Origin of the sequence: Bradyrhizobium manausense (assembly GCF_018129685.1) — a bacterium.
Classification (GTDB): Bacteria; Pseudomonadota; Alphaproteobacteria; order Rhizobiales; family Xanthobacteraceae; genus Bradyrhizobium; species Bradyrhizobium manausense_D.
This window is the reverse complement of record NZ_JAFCLG010000001.1, coordinates 1,562,885-1,580,869: the sequence shown is the minus strand read 5'-3', so window position 1 is coordinate 1,580,869 and position 17,985 is coordinate 1,562,885. Positions and strand designations below refer to the sequence as shown.

Here is a 17,985-nt window from a genome sequence, read left to right as displayed (position 1 = left end):
GCCAGGCCACGCCTTGACGGCCGCAAGCAAGGCGTCATGCTCAATGGCAATCGGACGTCGCTTTAATGGTTGCTACGGCAGTATCGCCTTGGCGACAGAGTGCGGAATTACTCCGCGGTCCAGCCGCCGTCGATCGACAAGTTGGTGCCGGTGATCTGCGCGGCATCGTCGCTGCACAGGAACAGCGCCAGCGCTGCGACCTGTTCGGAGGTCACGAACTCCTTGGTCGGCTGGGCGTCGAGCAGCACGTCGTTGATGACCTGCTCGCGCGTGAGGTTGCGGGCCTTCATCGTGTCCGGGATCTGCTTCTCGACGAGCGGCGTCCAGACATAGCCGGGGCTGATGCAGTTGCAGGTGATCTTGTTAGTCGCAACTTCCAGCGCCACGGTCTTGGTCAGGCCGGCGATGCCGTGCTTGGCCGAGACGTAAGCCGACTTGAAGGGCGAAGCGACCAGCGAGTGCGCCGAAGCGGTGTTGATGATGCGGCCCCAGCCCTTCTTCTTCATGCCGGGAACGGCCGCGCGAATCGCATGGAAGGCGGAGGACAGATTGATCGCAATGATCTGGTCCCACTTCTCCGGCGGAAAATCCTCGATCGGCGAGACGAACTGGATGCCGGCATTGTTGACGAGGATATCAACCGAGCCGAACGACTTCTCGCCGAGCGCAATCATTCCGGCGATCTCGGCCGGCTTGGTCATGTCGGCGGGCGAATAGACTGCCTTCACGCCGAAATCGGACTCGATCTTGGTGCGCTCCTTCTCGATGTCCTCGGGCGAACCGAACCCGTTGATGACGACATTGGCGCCGGCGGCGGCAAAGGCGCGCGCATAGGCAAGGCCAATGCCGCTGGTCGAACCGGTTACGACGGCGTTCTTGCCTGAGAGAGTACCCATCTTATTCGCTCCTTTTTGGCGGGGGCGCGGTGACGTCCCCCGTGAGATCGTAGGTCACCATGGTCTCGCCGGACTGCGGCTTCTCGAGCCAATCCTTGTGGCGCATCGACATGTGCACGTCGCGCACGCCGCTTTCCCAGTGCTCGACCATCGCGACATGCGAGAAGTCGTAGTCCTTGGACGAGGATTCGTAATTCTTGCTGCGATAGATCAGGTGCACCACGGTGACCGTACTCTCACGCGAGACCTTCGCAAGGAATTCCACGGTAGGATCGTTCTTGAGATAATCGGGCAATTTGGAAATCAGGTCTCGCACGGCGCGGCGGGCGTTGTGCAGCTGCTTGTTCTTGTCGGTGTTCATCCGCGTGCGGCTGGAGAAGCGGATGTCCTTCTCGCGCTCGGTGGCCTCGAGCAGCGAATTCGGCAGATCGCCGCGCGCGCTGAACAGATCGACCTGGAAGATCAGCATGTCGCGCTCGACTTCGGCGTCGAGCACAAAGTCGAGCGGCGTATTGGAGGCGATGCCGCCGTCCCAATAATGCTCGCCCTCGATCACGACCGACGGAAAGCCGGGCGGCAGCGCGCCTGATGCCATGATGTGCTCGGGGCCGATTGTCTTGCCGAGCTTCTTGAACTCGTAATTGTCGAAATATCTGAAATTGCCCGAGGTGACGCCGACCGCGCCGACCGACAGGCGAGTCTTGAGATCGTTGATCCGATCGAAGTCGACAAGTCGCTCCAGCGTCTTCTTCAGCGGCGCGGTGTCGTAATAGCTCTCGGCCTGCGGGCTGCCCGGCGGCCACATCGGTGCAGGCGGCATGCGCGGGGTGAAGAAGCCCGGCACGCCGAAGGTCGCGATCAATGCGGCGCTGGTGGAATTGAACAGCTCGCGGCTGTGGTCGCTGTTGCCAATCGGCTTCCACGGCACCGGCGCGGACACCATCTCCCAGAATTCTTTCAGCCGTTTGACGCGGGTTTGGCCCTCATTGCCGGCGATGATGGCGGCGTTGACCGCGCCGATCGAGATGCCGGCAACCCATTCCGGCTCAAAGTCGAAATGGCACAGCGCCTGATAGGCGCCGGCCTGATACGAGCCGAGCGCACCACCGCCCTGGAGAACCAGGACACGCTGCGCATTCGCGGGGACGGTTGCGACTTCCGGGCTATGATCTGTCATTCGGGGACATTAGCAAAAGGCGAGCCACCGTGGCGACAGTCTGCCGCGGCGTCAATGTATCCCGGGATCAAGTCTGGCTTATCGGGGGTCGGTCGACGCCAGGATCATGGTCCAGAACACCTTGTACTTGGTGCCTGGAGCATAGCTGGCCGCTATGCCCAATTTTGTGACACCGCTCTTGAGCATGTTCGCCCGGTGTGGGGGTGAGTCGCGCCAACCGGAAAACGCTTCCGCCAGCGTATGATAGCCGGCCGAGATGTTCTCGACCGCCACGGTCGCGGGATAGCCGCCGGCATTGAGCCGCTTGCCCAGGGGCGCGCGGACGTCATGGTCCATCTTGTTGGCGGCGGCCATGGCATTGGACTGGGATTCGGCGAGCCGCATCAGATCTGGGTCGATCTCGACGCTGCCGAGGCCGTTGTTCTGGCGATATTGCGAGATCATGATCGCGGCGGCCGGCGCATCGAGCTTGGCACCCGGGACCGACATGTCGGCATACATCGACGGCTGCTGGACCGGCGCTTCGTTGCCGGCGCAGCCGGCGAGAAGCAAAGTGAGAAGGATCGCGGCCGCAGCGCGCATGTTCAGGGGCCCCCAAATGAGGGGCCGTTGTTGCATACCAACCGTGGCTGAAAGGTGAATTTTGAGGAAAATTCGAGCCAGAGACGGCACGGTCCGGACGGGACTAACCGGGAACTATGGCGCGTCAGTCCGCAAAATTACAGCCGCGGGGCAGTTACGAAGTCCTCATCGTGTGGATGCCGCATTCTGTCTTGGCGCGGCCACGCCAGCGACCGGCGCGCTCATCCTCGCCTTCGGCCGTTCTGCTGGTGCAAGGCATGCACCCAACCGAGCGAAAGCCGGATGCCGCAAGTGGATGACGCGGTAGTTTGGAGCGGACGAAAATCGCCTCGAGTTCCTCGCGCGAGACGTTGGCGAACGGATTGAACTTCAACCGCGCGCCGTCATCTTCGACCACGGGAATGTCGGCGCGCGCATTGCCCTGGAAACGCTTGCGGCCGTTGAGCCAGGCCTCGAACGGTCCCAGCGCGCGCGCCAATGGTTCCACCTTGCGGATGCGGCAGCAGGCGTCGGGATCGGAGAACCAGAGCTCGCGGTCCGGATCTTCGCGCGTCAGCGTTTCCTCGGCCGGCTTGATCGAACGAACGTCCTTCAGACCGAGCGTTTCGATCAACGTGTCACGATAGGCCAGCGTCTCCTCGAACAGCCAACCCGTATCCAGGAAGATCACCGGGATCGCCGGATCGACATCGGCCATCACCTTGAGCAGCGTCGCCGATTCCGTGCCGAACGACGACACCAGGGCCAGCTTCTCACGCCCGACCGCCTTCAGCGCCGCGGCGATGATTTCTGCGGGAGAGGCCTCGCGCAGCGCACGATCCAGCTCCACTGCCGAGGGCAATGGAGAAGCGGACGCCGAAATGGCCTGAGGCGCGATGGCGTTCACGTGCCGACACCCTCCGAGTGACGCAGCTGCATGCGTCGATGCAGCGCCGTGATGCGGCCATCGCCGGTCGGCTGATAGAACACCGAATAGCGCTTCGCGGTCTGCATGAAGGCTTCCGCGTCGGCCTGCTTCTTGACCTCGAAGGAATCGAAGCCGGCGCGCAGCATGAACACGAACTGGTCGCGCAGGACTTGCCCGGTGGCGCGCAGATCACCGCGATAATGGTAGCGCTCGCGCAGCAGGCGCGCCTGGCTGTAGGCGCGTCCGTCGCGGAAGGTCGGGAACACCAGCGCAACAGTGGCGACCTTGCCGAGATAGGGCACGAGCGCGTCGATATCGCGGTTGTTCGGCCAGATCACGCCGACCTTGCCGTCGCGCGCGAGCAACGCATCCGCTTCGGCGATGAAGCGCTCGGCCGGCACCAGGATGTCGCCGCGCTCGGGCAGCGGCGTGTCGACGGCGAGCTTGACGAAGCTGTCGTCGATGATTTTTCCGCCGTTAACGAGTGGCATAGACGCGCTCCTTGAAAGGTTCGACGCCGAGGCGCTTCACCGTGTCGATGAACAGCTCCTCCGGTCGCTCGCGCAGCGCCAGATAGGCCTCCACAACGTCTTCGATGACATCGGCAACCTCGTCGAACTTGACGCCGGGGCCGATCAGATTGCCGAGCGCAGCTCCCTCGTCGGCCCGGCCGCCGATGGTGATCTGGTAGACCTCCTCGCCGTTCTTCTCGACGCCGAGAATGCCGATATGGCCGACATGGTGGTGACCGCAGGCGTTGATGCAGCCGGAGATGTTGATGTGGAGCCGGCCGATCAGATTGGCGAGCTCATGGTCGGCAAAGCGCCGCGTCAGCTCCTGCGCGATCGGGATCGAGCGCGCATTGGCCAGCGAGCAATAGTCCAGGCCCGGGCACGCGATGATGTCGGTGATCAGATTGACGTTGGGCGTCGCGAGCCCGAGCTTGTCCAGCGCCTTCCACAGCGCCGGCAAATCGCGCTTGGCGACGTGCGGCAGCGCGAGGTTCTGCTCGTGGCCGACGCGGATCTCGCCGAAGGAATATTTGTCGGCGAGGTCGGCGAGCGCATCCATCTGATCGGCCGTGGCATCGCCCGGAGGCTTGCCGATCGGCTTCAGCGAAATCGTGACAATGGCGTAGCCCTGGACCTTGTGCGGGGCGACCGAGTTCTTGCGCCACGCCTCGAAATCGGCGTCGGCCGCGGCCTGACGCAGCTCGTCCGGCATGTGCGGCAGCTTCTCGTAAGCGGGATAAGTGAAGCGCGAGCGGATATCCTCGATCACCTCGTCGTCGATCTGGAGCGAGGAGTTGCGGATGTGCTGCCACTCCTCCTCGACCTCGCGCGAGAATTTTTCGATGCCAAGCTCGTGCACCAGGATCTTGATGCGCGCCTTGTAGATGTTGTCGCGGCGGCCGTATTGATTGTAGACGCGCAGGATCGCCTCGATATAGCTGAGGATATCGCGGCCGTGCACGAAATGCTTGATGGTCTTGCCGATGAACGGCGTGCGGCCGAGACCGCCCCCGACCAGCACCTCGAAGCCGGTCTCGCCCTTCTCGTTCTTGATCAGCTTGAGTCCGATGTCGTGGATCTTGATCGCGGCGCGGTCATGGTCCGACGCGGTGATCGCGATCTTGAACTTGCGCGGCAGGAACGAGAATTCCGGGTGCAGCGTGGTGTGCTGGCGGATCAGCTCCGACCAGATGCGCGGATCCTCGATCTCGCCGGGGGCGACGCCGGCCCACTGGTCGGAGGTCACGTTGCGCATGTTGTTGCCGGATGTCTGCATCGCATGGATGCCGACCTTGGCAAGATCCTCCAGCGCGTCCGGCAGCTCGGCGAGCTTGATCCAGTTGAATTGGATGTTCTGCCGCGTGGTAAAGTGGCCATAGCCGCGGTCATATTTGCGCGCGACATGGGCGAGCGCCCGCAGCTGGTTCGCCGCCAGCGTTCCATAGGGGATCGCGACGCGAAACATGTAGGCATGGAGCTGAAGATAGACGCCGTTCTGCAGGCGCAGAATCTTGAACTCGTCCTCAGTGAGCTCGCCCGACAGGCGACGCTTCACCTGGTCGCGAAACTCCGAGACGCGCTCGTTGACGAGCGTGCGGTCGATTTCGTCGTAAGCGTACATCAGTGGATGCCTTAAGCCTGGGCCGGCTGCCCGATGGTGACACCGGTGCGGCGGATCTGTTCGCGCAGATTGCCGGGTTCGATCTTGCCGTCCGCGCCGACCTGCACGGGAGCGATATAGGGACCAATCGCGCCGACGTCATCTGCCACGGATTCGGCAAGCAACGATTTCGCCTCGTCGGGATCGCGCACGATCGCGGCTTCCGAGAGGTCCGCGGACCAGCTCTTGGCGGCGGTGCGATACACCACGATGCCATCCCAGGTGCGGTTGGCGGTCACGACCGAGGGGCCGGCGATTTTGATCTTCTTCTGTTCAAGCGGGGAGGTCATTCGGCTGCATCCAGTAGGTCAGAGATGATTTGGGCTGGGTTCTTCTCGGGGGATTGACGATGAAGCGATCCGGCATGCCGGACCACGTCACCGATGATGAGGATGGCGGGACCGCCATTGATCCGCCGCACGAGTTCGGGCAGGTCGCGCAGAGTACCGATCGCGCCTTGCTCGTCCGGCCGCGTGACGCGGGCGAACACACCGACCGGCGTTTCCGGCGAACGACCGGCGGCGAACAAGCCGGCACGCACGGCAGGTGCGGCGGTCATGCCCATGTAGACAACAACGGTCATCCTCGTATCGGTCAGCGTCGACCAGTCGACGGTCTCTGCATCGCGCGCCTTGTGCGCGGTGAGGAAGGTCATGCGGGTGGCTTCATGGCGGTAAGTCAGCGGCACCTCGAAATCGGCGGCTCCGCCCAGCCCGGCGGTGATGCCGGGGATGATCGAATAGGCGACGCCAGCAGCACGCAGCGCTTCGACCTCTTCGCCGCCGCGACCGAACACGAAGGGATCGCCGCCCTTCAGCCGGACCACGCGCTGCCCGGATTGCGCAGCCTCGATCAAGCGCTTGTTGATGGCATCCTGGCCGATACCGGGCTTGCCGACGCGGCGACCGACAGCCACGCGCGTCGTATCGCGGCGAATGCGATCGAGTATCTCGGGCGAGACCAGTTCGTCATGGAAGACGATATCGGCATCCTGCAACGCGCGCAGCGCCTTGATGGTGAGAAGATCAGGATCGCCGGGGCCGGCGCCGACCAGCGCAACGGAGCCTTCCGGCTTGTCGGCGCGCGCGAAACCGGACGGATCGGGAATCGCCCTGAGCGCTGCGTCCGCCTCGCCCTTGCGGCCAGCCAGCACGGCGGCGCCGATCGGGCCGTCGATGACGCGCTCCCAGAAGCGGCGACGCAGCGGAAACTCGGCAATGCGCTCGTTGATGGATTTGCGGAAGCCGCCGATGAACTCGGCCAGTTCGCCGATGCGCGCCGGCAGCAGCGCCTCGATCTTCTCGCGCACGCGCCGCGCGACCACCGGCGACGTGCCGCCGGTGCCGACCGCGACCACGACATCGCCGCGATCGACGATGGCGGGGAAGATGAAGCTGGAATGTTCGAGATCGTCCATGACGTTGACAGGCAGGCCGAGCGATTTTGCGCGCACCGACATCGCAACACCGACATCACCCGCACCTGCGCAGACGACGGCAATGACACCGGCAAGATCCGCGGTGAGCGGATCAACGGTTGCGATCTCAATTCGCGCCGTGTCGTCGGAACTCAGACCCAGGTGCCGATCGCCGTCGATCGCGTGCACGCGGATGCGCGCGCCGGCAGCGGCGAGCACGCGCAATTTTGCGCGCAAAAGCTCACCCGCGCCGATGAGGACCACCGGGCCGGCCTTTAGATCGAGGAACACCGGCAAGAACCGCATGCGATACTCGCTTCCCCCACATCCGGGGTTGACTGGAATTATTTTCTATATATGTGTCGTTTCGAGCGCGCAAAGAGAAAATTTTTTCTTCTCTTCCGCGTCGCAACTATAGAAAATTCGCCTCCAAACGCAAAGTGGCAGAGATGCATCTTCTCGAGGTCAATTCCGGTGCAGATGGGCGGGATTCCCGCGCCCCCGTTTCCGAGCAAATTCCCGGCGCGCTGACAGCCCCCAGCATGGACCATCTCGACCAGCTGGAAGCGCAGAGCATCTACATTTTCCGTGAGGCCTTTGCCCGGCTGAAGAAGATTGCCCTGCTGTGGTCGCTCGGCAAGGACTCCAACGTCATGATCTGGCTAGCGCGCAAGGCGTTCTTCGGCCGCCTGCCGTTCCCGGCGCTCCATGTCGACACGGGCAAGAAGTTTCCCGAGATGTATCGCTTCCGCGATCATTACGGAAAGGAGTGGGAACTCGATCTGCGTGTCGAGCCCTGCCCGCCCATCGATGCCGTCGACCCGACGCTGCCGCCGGCCGCCCGTTCCGCCGCGCGCAAAACCGAAGGCCTGAAGATGGCGCTCGCCAAATACGGCTTTGACGGTCTGATCGCCGGCATTCGCCGCGACGAGGAAGCCACCCGCGCCAAGGAGCGCGTGTTCTCGCCGCGCGGCCTGGAAGGCAATTGGGACGTGCGCGACCAACCGCCGGAGTTCTGGGATCATTTCAACGCGTCACCACCGCAAGGCGCGCACTTACGCATCCACCCGATCCTGCATTGGACCGAGGCGGACATCTGGGCCTACACCAAGCGCGAGAATATCCCGATCATTCCGCTGTATCTCGCCAAGGACGGCAAGCGGTACCGCTCGCTGGGCGACCAGGACATCACCAACCCGGTCGCCTCGACCGCGTCGAACATCGACGAGATCCTGGCCGAGCTCGAGCAGACCAAGGTGCCGGAACGTTCCGGCCGTGCGCTCGACCACGAGACCGAGGACGCTTTCGAGCGTCTGCGCGTCGCCGGCTATCTCTGATTCAAGGACGCAACGCGGTCATGAACATGCTCGTCACGTCTCCCTCGCCCACCACGCCGAACGGTACCAATTCGATGCCAAACGGCACGACGCGACCGCAGGTCCGCATCGTCATCGTCGGCCATGTCGACCATGGCAAATCGACGCTGGTCGGCCGCCTCTTGCACGAAACCGGCAGCCTGCCTGACGGCAAGCTTGAGATGCTGAAGGCCGTCAGCGCACGGCGCGGCATGCCGTTCGAATGGTCGTTCCTGCTGGATGCGCTCCAGACCGAGCGCGACCAGGGCATCACCATCGACACCACGCAGATCCGCTTCCGCACCAATTCGCGCGACATCGTCCTGATCGACGCCCCGGGCCACGCCGAATTCCTGCGCAACATGATCACAGGCGCCTCGCAGGCCGACGGCGCGGTGCTGATCATCGACGCGCTGGAGGGCGTGCGTGACCAGACCCGCCGTCACGGCTATCTCCTGCATCTGCTCGGCGTGAAACAGGTCGCGGTCGTCGTCAACAAGATGGACCGCGTCGATTTCTCGGAGCTGCGCTTCAAGGAAATCAGCGACGAGATCTCCGCCCGTCTGAGCGGCCTCGGCGTGACACCGACCGCGATCATCCCGATCTCGGCGCGCGACGGTGACGGCGTTGCCGAACGCACCGACCGCATCGGCTGGTACAAGGGTCCGACGGTGGTCGGGGCACTTGATCGGCTCGAGCCGGCGCGACCGCTGGAAGCGCTGGCGCTGCGCCTGCCGGTGCAGGCCATCTACAAGTTCGACGACCGCCGCATCGTCGCGGGCCGCATCGAATCCGGCAGCCTGATTGCCGGCGACGAGATCGTGATCATGCCGGCCGGCAAGATCGCCAAGATCAAGACGGTCGAGAGCTGGCCGGTGACGCCGGTCGCAACGCGTCAGGGCGCGGGCCGCTCGGTCGGCATCACGCTCGACCGCGAATTGTTCGTCGAGCGCGGCGACATCATCGCGCATGCGAGCGCCGCCCCGCGTGAGACGCGGCGGCTCCGCGCGCGGATATTCTGGTTGCACGACAAGCCGCTCGCCAAGGGCGACCAGATCCTGGTCCGCTCGGGGCCGAAGGAAAGCCGCGCCACCGTGGTGGCGATCGAGAAGGCGGTCGACCCCGGCGAGCTCGAGAGCCGCGAGAACAAGGCGATCGGCCGCAACCATGTCGGCGAGATCGACATCTCCCTGTCGAGCCCGATTGCTGCCGATCCCTATACGGAGAATCCGCGCACCGGCCGCCTCGTGATCGAGGTGTCCGGGCGCATCGCCGGTGGCGGCCTGGTGCTGTCGGTCGATGCCGGCCAGCGTGCCGTGCCTGTTGACATCGTACCCGTGGAATCGGCGCTGCGCCTAGATGAGCGCTCCGCGCGCTATCGCCACAACGGCGCCGTGGTCTGGCTCACCGGTCTGCCCGCCTCCGGCAAGTCCACGCTGGCGAAGGCGCTGGAGCGGCGTCTCTTCACCAATGGCGGCTCGCCGATCCTGCTCGACGGCGACACGGTGCGTGCCGGCCTCAACAGCGATCTCGGCTTCTCGGCCGCCGACCGCAGCGAGAACATCCGCCGTCTTGCGGAAGTCGCCACCCATCTCGCCCGCAACGGCCATATCGCCATCGTCGCCGCGGTCTCGCCCGCCCGCGAGGATCGCGCCATCGCGCGCCGTATCGCCGACACGGCGTTCCGCGAAATCCATGTCGCGACACCGGCGGCCGTGTGCGAGGAGCGTGACCCCAAGGGCCATTACAAGAAAGCCCGCGCCGGCGCGCTTGCCTCCTTTACGGGCATCGGCAACGACTACGAGGCACCGCAGGCAGCAGAGCTCGTGATCGACACGTCGACGCGCACGGTCGCCGAGGCGGCGGACGAGATCGAGCAGATGCTGAAGGCATCAGGCGTACTGTTCGACGAAGTCGTGGACCTCGCCGCGAATATTTGAGGCGAGCCCAGCCCCGCTGTCGTCGCCCGGCTTGACCGGGCGACCCGGTATTCCAGAGACAGCGATCGGATACGGAGAAGCCGCGGCGTACCGGATTCCCTGCTTTCGCGGGGAATGACAGCGGTGCGCTAGCCGCCCCCAACTCTCCTTGACATTTTGACAAACCTTTGGGGGTCTTCTCACCGCCCCGATTTTGAGGCTAATAGGTCTCGAGAGCCGCCCCGCGTGGGCGCATTTTGCTGCTGTCGGGTCAAAAGCAGCCAAAAACAGCCATTTCCAACAAGAAAGACCATCATGAAACGCGTTGACGCCCACGGATTGAAGATCGCCCCCGTCCTTTTCGATTTCATCGCCAAGGAAGCCGCCCCGAAAACGGGGATCGCGCCGGATGCGTTCTGGGCCGGGGTGGCCGCTCTCATCAAGGAACTGGGGCCGAAGAACCGGTCGCTGCTCGCCGTCCGTGATCAGCTGCAGGCCAAGATCGACGACTGGCACCGCGCCAATAAGGGCAAGGCGTTCGACCTCGACGCCTACACCGCTTTTCTGAAGGAGATCGGCTATCTCGTCCCCGAGCCGGCGACGCAGACAGTCGAGACCGCCAATGTCGACGAGGAGATCGGCAAGATCTGCGGACCGCAGCTCGTCGTGCCGCTGACCAATGCGCGCTACGCCCTGAACGCGGCGAATGCGCGCTGGGGCTCGCTCTACGACGCGTTCTACGGCACCGACGCGATCCCGCATGATCCCTCGGAAAGCGGCAAGGGCTACAACAAGCCGCGCGGCGACAAGGTGATCGCGAAAGCCAAGGCGTTCCTGGATGCCGCCGTGCCGCTTGCGACCGGCAGCCACACCGATGTCACCGCCTACAGCGTCGTCGCCGGCCAGCTCGCCGTGAAACTCAAGAGCGGCAACGCCACCGCGCTGAAGAACGCCGCACAATTCGCCGGCTTCGTGGGCGATGCCAGCGCGCCGAGCGCTGTGCTGCTCGTCAACAACGGCCTGCATGTCGAGGTGACGATCAACCGCAACAGCGCGATCGGCAAGGACGATCCGGCCGGCGTCGCCGACATGGTGGTGGAAGCCGCGGTCTCGACCATCCTCGACATGGAAGATTCGGTTGCCGCGGTCGATGCCGAAGACAAAGTGCTGGTCTATCGCAACACCCTCGGCCTGATGAACGGCACGCTGTCGGCGGACTTCGAAAAGGGCGGCAAGACGCTGACGCGTTCGCTCAACGCCGACCGCTCCTACAAGACGCCGGACGGCAAGGGTGAGGTGAAGCTGCACGGCCGCAGCTTGCTGCTGATGCGCAATTGCGGCCACCACATGTTCACCGATGCCGTGCTGGACGAAGCCGGCGAGGAGGTGCCTGAGGGGCTGCTCGATGCCGCCGTCTCCGGCCTTCTCGCGATCCACGACCTCAAGGGCAACTCGAAGGTCAAGAACAGCCGCACCGGCTCGGCCTATATCGTCAAGCCGAAGATGCACGGTCCGGACGAAGTCTCGTTCACCTGCGAGATCTTCGACCGCGTCGAGAAGATGCTGGGCCTGCCGGAGAATACGCTCAAGGTCGGCATCATGGATGAGGAGCGCCGCACCACCGTCAACCTCAAGGCCTGCATCCAGCGCGCCTCCAAGCGCATCATGTTCATCAACACCGGCTTTCTCGACCGCACCGGCGACGAGATCCACACCTCGATGGAAGCGGGTCCGATGATCCGCAAGAACGAGATGAAGGCGCAGGCCTGGATCAAGGCCTATGAGGACTGGAACGTCGACATGGGCCTGACCTGTGGCCTGCCCGGGCACGCCCAGATTGGCAAAGGCATGTGGGCCGCGCCGGACAAGATGGCAGACATGCTTCAACAGAAGCTTGCCCATCCGCAGGCCGGCGCCACCACCGCATGGGTGCCTTCGCCGACGGCTGCGACACTGCACGCCCTGCACTATCACCAGGTCAACGTCGTCGCGCGTCAGCAGGAGCTGACCAAAGGCGGTCCGCGCGCAAAACTCTCGGACATCCTCACCATTCCGGTGTCGAAGTCCAACTGGGCTCCTGATGACGTCAAGCAGGAGATCGACAACAACTGCCAGGGCATTCTCGGCTACGTCGTGCGCTGGATCGACCAGGGCGTGGGCTGCTCCAAGGTGCCTGACATCCACGATGTCGGCCTGATGGAAGACCGCGCCACCTTGCGCATTTCCAGCCAGCATCTCGCCAACTGGCTGCACCAGGGCGTGATCACCGAGTCGCAGGTGATGGAATCGCTCAAACGCATGGCCGTGGTCGTCGACAAGCAGAATGCAGGCGATGCGATCTACAAGCCGATGGCGCCCGCCTTCGACGGCGTCGCCTTCAAGGCCGCCTGCGACCTCATCTTCAAGGGCCGCGAGCAGCCGAACGGCTACACCGAATACATTCTCACCGCGCGCCGCCGCGAAGCCAAGGCCCTCGGTTGAAGCTGCAATTCGAACATCAAAAGCCCCGGCTCGCGCCGGGGCTTTTTGTTTGAGACTTTGCGGTCCGGCTAGAACACCGCCAGATATTTCAGCAGCGAGACGATGCCGATGATGATGACGACGACGCGCGCGATCTGCTTGGCGCGACCGTCCATGGGCAGCATGTTGATGAGATAAAGAACGAGAATGATGACGAGAAAGGTGACGAGTACGCCGACGATCATCGCAGGGCCCCTTCAGGCGAATTGCTAATGATGTCCTAACGTCCGTCTCGCGAGTCGGTTCCACCAACGCAACCCGTTGCAACTTCTAGTAAATGCGTACTTCTACCGGCAAACCCCTGCCTAAAACTTTACCCTTTTCGTTTCAGATACCGAAACAGTTCGCTCCTCGCTGCGAGCGGTATGCGATTGCCGATCCTGTCACGCCCCATTCTTCTGGATTTTGCCGGGGCGCTACTGCCGAACTTTGAAATGGGAATTGGGGGACCTCGATGTTGAATCGCCTGAGCGTATCCACGCTTTTGAAGGCCGTGATCGCGATCACATCGGTCTGCGTGGTGATCGCGCTGTCGCTCACCGCCTGGGACTCATGGGACCGCCTCAAGACCGCCAGCCGCATTTCCCAGATCGCGGACGCCTCCGCCGATCTGTTCAAGGCCATGCACAATCTGCGCACCGACCGCTCGACGACCTCGCGTCTTCTGAACGCGACCGAACCGATGGATCCCGAGATCGAGAAGTATCTTCGTGCGCTCCGTGATGCGCAGATGCCGGCAATGGCACGGGCGCTCGAGCTGCTCCCGAACATCGATTTCCCGCGAGCCGGCACGCTGGTGCCGGAGCTCGCGCGTCTCAACAAGCTGCTGATCGAGGAGCAGAAGGAATTCTGGGATAACGTCGCCAAGCCCCGAGATCAGCGCCGTGCGGGCCTGTCCAAGGACTATATGGACACGACGCAGGGCCTGCTCGACGTGCTCGACAATCTTTCGAACACGCTGGCCGCCACCGTCAACCATCAGGACGCCGAGATCGACCAGCTGCTGTCGATCAAGCAGAACGCCTGGCTCTTGCGCAATACCGCGGGCGAGGCATCGCTGATCGTTTCGATGGGGCTTGCAGCCGGCAAGATCACCCCGGAAGCACGCTACAATTACACGCAATATGTCGGCGGTACGAGCGCGATGTGGAAGGCGCTGGAGCTGTCGACTTCGGGCATGCAATTGCCGCCGGCGCTCGCCTCCGCCATGGCCGGCGCCAAGACCGGCTATTTCGAACCGCAATATCTGGCCTTGCGCGACCGTCTCGCGGACGCCCTGGTCAAAGGCGAGAAAGTCGAGATGACCGCAAACCAGTGGAGCCCGATCACGGTCGGCCGCATGGCGAGCGCGGTCGCGGTGGCCGAAGCCGCCCTCGATGCCGCCAGGACGCACACCCTCGACCAACGCGCCGCGGCGCAGCGCGCGCTGACCGTGCAGCTGGTGCTGCTGGCGCTCGCCATCGGCCTTGCCGTCGGCGCCAATCTGCTGGTGAGCCGCCGCGTCATCAATCCGCTCAAGACCATCCGCGACGCGATGCTGAAGGTGGCGGGCGGAGATCTTGCCGTCGACAGCGGCTATCTCGACCGCAAGGACGAGATCGGTGCACTCGCCGGTGCGCTCGAGACGTTCAAGCGGCAGGCCGTCGACAAGCTCAAGGCCGAGCAGCACGAGCGCGAGCTCAACGCCGACGCCGCCGCACGCCAGCGCGCGGTCGAAGCCTATGTCGGCGAGTTCGAGGGCGCGGTGCGCAAGACGCTGGGCGAACTGAACGATGCGTCGGGGCAGATGCGCAAGACGTCGGGCGATCTCTCTGCCGTTTCGCGCCAGACCAACGACCGTGTCCAGGTCGCCAGCAAGGCCTCCAATGAGGCTTCGATGAGCGTCGACAGCGTCGCGGCGGCAGCCGAAGAGCTTTCGGCCTCGATCAATGACATCAGCCAGCAGGCCGCCCATGCCGCAGGCATCGCCGGCCGTGCCGTCAACCAGGCGCGCGACACCGACGGCACGGTGCAGGGCCTGCAGAAGTCGGCGGCCCGCATCGGCGAGGTCGTCGGCCTCATCAACACCATCGCGGCGCAGACCAATCTGCTCGCGCTCAACGCCACAATCGAAGCGGCGCGCGCGGGCGAGGCGGGGCGTGGTTTTGCCGTCGTCGCCTCCGAAGTGAAATCGCTGGCGAGCCAGACGGCCAAGGCGACGGAAGAGATTTCCGAACAGATCGCCGACATCCAGAAGGTCGCGGGTGATGCCATTCACGCGATCCAGACCATCGGCGGCATCATCGGCGAGGTCAACGAGGTCGCGACCGCGATTGCGGCGGCGGTGCAGGAGCAAGGCGCGGCCACGCAGGAGATCACCCGCAGCACCCAATATGCCGCGCAGGGCACAAGAAACGTCTCGGACAATATCACCGGCGTGAAAGCCGATGCTGATGCCGCTGCGGCTGCCGCCGACAACGTGAAGAGCGCCTCCGAGATGCTCGAGGCCCAGAGCAGCCAGCTCGGCCACGAGGTCTCCGACTTCCTCGGCAAGATCCGCGCGGCTTAGGGTACGGTCGCGCTACACTCTCAGTGTCATTCCGGCGAAGGCCGGGATCCATAATCCCGGGGAGTAATTGTAGCGCGAGCCCGGTCACTCCGAGTGTTCGCCAAACCACGTCCTGTGGTGATGGGCCCGGCCTTCGCCGAGGCGACGATGAGGGCGAGACGTGCCCCAAACACCGCCTGCGCTGCAGCTAACTCTTAACACCCGCGCAACTTTGTGACAGCGCTGCTGTCTAAGTTTTTACCCTTTTCGGGCTAAATGCACGTAGCGGCTGCTGAGTGCAGGCGTGTCCAGCGCGCATCCCATTGGTTTCGAAGTTCGTGGGGGCTGCCGTGCAGGGGCCACGAACTTCGAAACGCGTACCGGGGTGTGCAATGCTCAATCGCTTGACCGTATCCACGCTGCTGAAAGCGGTGATCCTCTCCACCGCATTCGTCGTCGTCATCGGCTTCTCGGTCAGCGCATGGAATTCCTGGGCCCGGCTGCAGCAGGCCAACCGGATCGTCGCTGTCTCGGCAGCCTCGGCCGATGTCTTCAAGGCCATGGCCAACATCCGGGCCGACCGTTCCACCACCAACCGGCAATTGACCAGCGACATCAGGGTCGATGCCGACATCGAAAAATACATTCGCGGTATTCGCGACGAATTGATGCCGGCGCTGGCGCGCGCCATCGACATCCTGCCCTCGATCGACCTGCCGCAGCGCGATTCGATCGTGACCGATCTTGTCAGGCTCAACAAGGCGCTGCTGGCGCAGCAGACCGAATTCTGGACCGAAGTCGCCAAGCCCAAGGCCTCGCGCCGTGCGGCGCTCGCCACCGAATATCTCGAGAGCGAGGACGGGCTGATGGCGATCCTCGAAAAGCTCGCGCCGGTGCTGGCCGCCAGCGTCAACCACCAGGACGCCACCATCGACCAGTTGCTGATGATCAAGCAGATGGCCTGGCTGCTGCGCCAGAACGCCGGCGAATCCTCGCTCATCGTCGGCAATGCGCTGGCCAGTGGCAAGATTGCGCCCGAAACTCAGGCCGCCTTCACCAAATTCGTCGGCGCCACCGACGCCGCCTGGAGTGCGGTCGGGCTTGCCGCCACCGGCATGCAAATGCCCCCCGCGCTGTCGGCCGCGATGAGCGAGACCAAATCGATGTATTTCGATCCGCAATACACCACGACGCGCGACGGTATCATCGCGGCCATCGCCAGGGGCGAGAAGCCGTCGATGACAGCCAATCAGTGGAGCCCCTTCTCGGTCGGCCGCATGGCGATCGTCGTCAAGCTCGCCGACACCGCGCTTGCCGCCGCCAAGGATCATGCCGCCAACCAACGTGCAAGCGCGCTGCAATCCCTCCTCGTCCAGCTGGCGCTTCTGGTCACGGCCATCATCCTGACCGGCGCCGCGATGCTGGCGGTGAGCCGCCGCGTGATCACGCCGCTGCACCGGATTCGCGACGCCATGCTGAAGGTCGCTGGCGGCGACCTCGGCGTCGACAGCGGCTATCTCGACCGCAAGGACGAGATCGGCGCACTGGCCGGCGCGCTCGAGACTTTCAAGCAGCAGGCGATCGACAAGCTCAAGATCGAAGAACAGGAGCGCGAGCGCAATGCCGGCGCGGCCGCCCGGCAGCGGGCCATGGAGACCTATGTCGGCGAGTTCGAAGGCGTGGTGCGCAAGTCGCTCGGTGAGCTGAGCGATGCCTCGGCCGAGATGCGCAAGACTTCGGGCGATCTCTCCGCCGTGGCGCGCCAGACCAATGAACGCGTCGAGGTCGCGGGCAAGGCCTCCAACGACGCATCGACCAGCGTCGAGAGCGTCGCCGCAGCAGCCGAAGAGCTCTCGGCCTCGATCAACGACATTAGCCAGCAGGCTGCCCATGCCGCTGGCATCGCCAGCCGCGCGGTCAACCAGGCGCGCGACACAGACGGCACCGTTCAGGGCCTGGCACAATCCGCCGGCCGGATCGGTGAGGTGGTCGGCCTCATCAACACCATCGCGGCGCAGACCAATCTGCTCGCGCTCAACGCCACCATCGAAGCCGCCCGCGCCGGCGAAGCGGGCCGCGGCTTCGCGGTGGTGGCCTCCGAAGTGAAGTCGCTGGCGAGCCAGACCGCCAAGGCGACCGAGGAAATCTCGGAACAGATCGCCGACATCCAGAGGGTCGCGGGCGATGCCATCAACGCGATTCAGGCGATCGGCGGCATCATCGGCGAGGTCAACGAGGTCGCCACCGCGATTGCCGCCGCCGTGCAGGAGCAGGGCGCGGCGACGCAAGAGATCACCCGCAGCACGCAATATGCCGCACAGGGCACCAAGAACGTCTCCGACAACATAACGGGCGTGAAGGCTGATGCCGACATGGCAGCCGGTGCGGCGGACAACGTCAAGCACGCCTCCGAGCTGCTGGAGACCCAGAGCCGTCAGCTCGGCGAGCAGGTCAGCGAATTCCTGGGGAAGATCCGCGCGGCGTAGGGCATCCTGGCGCTACACTCCCGGTGT

14 protein-coding genes are annotated in these 17,985 nt (G+C 64.1%); 5 read left to right on the top strand and 9 right to left on the bottom strand.

Going from position 1 to position 17,985, the window contains the following annotated elements; genetic code table 11:
• Window positions 1–107: 107 nt before the first annotated feature.
• The 8 genes from JQ621_RS07615 to cysG all read right to left on the bottom strand — a co-directional run bounded on the left by JQ621_RS07615 (window position 108) and on the right by cysG (window position 7,457).
• Window positions 108–896 carry a 3-hydroxybutyrate dehydrogenase gene (locus JQ621_RS07615; protein ID WP_212233748.1) on the bottom strand — a complete coding sequence of 263 codons (789 nt, stop codon included), beginning with the start codon at window positions 894–896 and terminating at the stop codon, window positions 108–110.
• A gap of 1 nt (window position 897) precedes the next feature.
• Window positions 898–2,073, bottom strand: coding sequence for a DUF3734 domain-containing protein (locus JQ621_RS07610; protein WP_212233747.1), 1,176 nt, complete (start codon window positions 2,071–2,073; stop codon window positions 898–900).
• Between the two features lie 78 nt (window positions 2,074–2,151).
• A complete protein-coding gene (locus JQ621_RS07605; RefSeq protein ID WP_212233746.1) occupies window positions 2,152–2,655 on the bottom strand; it encodes a CAP domain-containing protein in 504 nt (167 codons plus the stop codon).
• 154 nt (window positions 2,656–2,809) lie between these two features.
• Window positions 2,810–3,541, bottom strand: a complete 732-nt coding sequence (locus tag JQ621_RS07600; protein WP_212233745.1) for a phosphoadenylyl-sulfate reductase — start codon at window positions 3,539–3,541, stop codon at window positions 2,810–2,812.
• Entirely contained in the window at window positions 3,538–4,053 is a 516-nt protein-coding gene (locus JQ621_RS07595; protein WP_212233744.1) for a DUF934 domain-containing protein, read from the bottom strand. The genes JQ621_RS07600 and JQ621_RS07595 overlap by 4 nt, the downstream gene beginning before the upstream one ends.
• A complete protein-coding gene (locus tag JQ621_RS07590) occupies window positions 4,040–5,695 on the bottom strand; it encodes a nitrite/sulfite reductase (RefSeq protein WP_212233743.1) in 1,656 nt (551 codons plus the stop codon). The genes JQ621_RS07595 and JQ621_RS07590 overlap by 14 nt, the downstream gene beginning before the upstream one ends.
• An 11-nt stretch (window positions 5,696–5,706) precedes the next feature.
• The gene (locus JQ621_RS07585; protein ID WP_212233742.1) at window positions 5,707–6,024 is read right to left on the bottom strand and encodes a DUF2849 domain-containing protein; all 318 of its coding nucleotides are present in this window, start codon (window positions 6,022–6,024) and stop codon (window positions 5,707–5,709) included.
• On the bottom strand, window positions 6,021–7,457 hold the full coding sequence (cysG, locus tag JQ621_RS07580; protein WP_212233741.1) for a siroheme synthase CysG: 1,437 nt from the start codon (window positions 7,455–7,457) through the stop codon (window positions 6,021–6,023). The genes JQ621_RS07585 and cysG overlap by 4 nt, the downstream gene beginning before the upstream one ends.
• A 236-nt stretch (window positions 7,458–7,693) precedes the next feature.
• Between cysG and cysD the strand changes: the two genes are divergently transcribed.
• The 3 genes from cysD to JQ621_RS07565 all read left to right on the top strand — a co-directional run bounded on the left by cysD (window position 7,694) and on the right by JQ621_RS07565 (window position 12,906).
• Window positions 7,694–8,488 carry a sulfate adenylyltransferase subunit CysD gene (gene cysD / locus JQ621_RS07575; protein ID WP_212233838.1) on the top strand — a complete coding sequence of 265 codons (795 nt, stop codon included), beginning with the start codon at window positions 7,694–7,696 and terminating at the stop codon, window positions 8,486–8,488.
• A gap of 20 nt (window positions 8,489–8,508) precedes the next feature.
• Window positions 8,509–10,446 (top strand): adenylyl-sulfate kinase, encoded by a 1,938-nt coding sequence (gene cysC, locus JQ621_RS07570; protein WP_212233740.1) that lies wholly within the window; start codon window positions 8,509–8,511, stop codon window positions 10,444–10,446.
• Window positions 10,447–10,740: 294 nt separating this feature from the next.
• Window positions 10,741–12,906, top strand: a complete 2,166-nt coding sequence (locus tag JQ621_RS07565; RefSeq protein ID WP_212233739.1) for a malate synthase G — start codon at window positions 10,741–10,743, stop codon at window positions 12,904–12,906.
• Between the two features lie 68 nt (window positions 12,907–12,974).
• On the opposite strand, the gene JQ621_RS07560 is transcribed toward JQ621_RS07565, so the two are convergent.
• Complete coding sequence (locus tag JQ621_RS07560) at window positions 12,975–13,130, bottom strand: Thivi_2564 family membrane protein (RefSeq protein ID WP_212233738.1); 156 nt, start codon at window positions 13,128–13,130, stop codon at window positions 12,975–12,977.
• Between the two features lie 269 nt (window positions 13,131–13,399).
• On the opposite strand from JQ621_RS07560, the gene JQ621_RS07555 reads away from it, so the two are divergent.
• Complete coding sequence (locus JQ621_RS07555) at window positions 13,400–15,493, top strand: methyl-accepting chemotaxis protein (protein WP_212233737.1); 2,094 nt, start codon at window positions 13,400–13,402, stop codon at window positions 15,491–15,493.
• A 371-nt stretch (window positions 15,494–15,864) separates the two neighbouring features.
• Entirely contained in the window at window positions 15,865–17,958 is a 2,094-nt protein-coding gene (locus JQ621_RS07550) for a methyl-accepting chemotaxis protein (RefSeq protein ID WP_212233736.1), read from the top strand.
• Window positions 17,959–17,985: the final 27 nt, after the last annotated feature.

What these genes read in the sequence shown, in the direction of transcription:
- JQ621_RS07560 (WP_212233738.1), bottom strand. Translation starts at nt 13,130, where the DNA reads ATGATCGTCGGCGTACTCGTCACCTTTCTCGTCATCATTCTCGTTCTT.
- JQ621_RS07610 (WP_212233747.1), bottom strand. Translation starts at nt 2,073, where the DNA reads ATGACAGATCATAGCCCGGAAGTCGCAACCGTCCCCGCGAATGCGCAG.
- JQ621_RS07585 (WP_212233742.1), bottom strand. Translation starts at nt 6,024, where the DNA reads ATGACCTCCCCGCTTGAACAGAAGAAGATCAAAATCGCCGGCCCCTCG.
- JQ621_RS07595 (WP_212233744.1), bottom strand. Translation starts at nt 4,053, where the DNA reads ATGCCACTCGTTAACGGCGGAAAAATCATCGACGACAGCTTCGTCAAG.
- JQ621_RS07555 (WP_212233737.1), top strand. Translation starts at nt 13,400, where the DNA reads ATGTTGAATCGCCTGAGCGTATCCACGCTTTTGAAGGCCGTGATCGCG.
- JQ621_RS07605 (WP_212233746.1), bottom strand. Translation starts at nt 2,655, where the DNA reads ATGCGCGCTGCGGCCGCGATCCTTCTCACTTTGCTTCTCGCCGGCTGC.
- JQ621_RS07565 (WP_212233739.1), top strand. Translation starts at nt 10,741, where the DNA reads ATGAAACGCGTTGACGCCCACGGATTGAAGATCGCCCCCGTCCTTTTC.
- JQ621_RS07550 (WP_212233736.1), top strand. Translation starts at nt 15,865, where the DNA reads ATGCTCAATCGCTTGACCGTATCCACGCTGCTGAAAGCGGTGATCCTC.
- JQ621_RS07615 (WP_212233748.1), bottom strand. Translation starts at nt 896, where the DNA reads ATGGGTACTCTCTCAGGCAAGAACGCCGTCGTAACCGGTTCGACCAGC.
- JQ621_RS07590 (WP_212233743.1), bottom strand. Translation starts at nt 5,695, where the DNA reads ATGTACGCTTACGACGAAATCGACCGCACGCTCGTCAACGAGCGCGTC.
- cysG (WP_212233741.1), bottom strand. Translation starts at nt 7,457, where the DNA reads ATGCGGTTCTTGCCGGTGTTCCTCGATCTAAAGGCCGGCCCGGTGGTC.
- cysD (WP_212233838.1), top strand. Translation starts at nt 7,694, where the DNA reads ATGGACCATCTCGACCAGCTGGAAGCGCAGAGCATCTACATTTTCCGT.
- cysC (WP_212233740.1), top strand. Translation starts at nt 8,509, where the DNA reads ATGAACATGCTCGTCACGTCTCCCTCGCCCACCACGCCGAACGGTACC.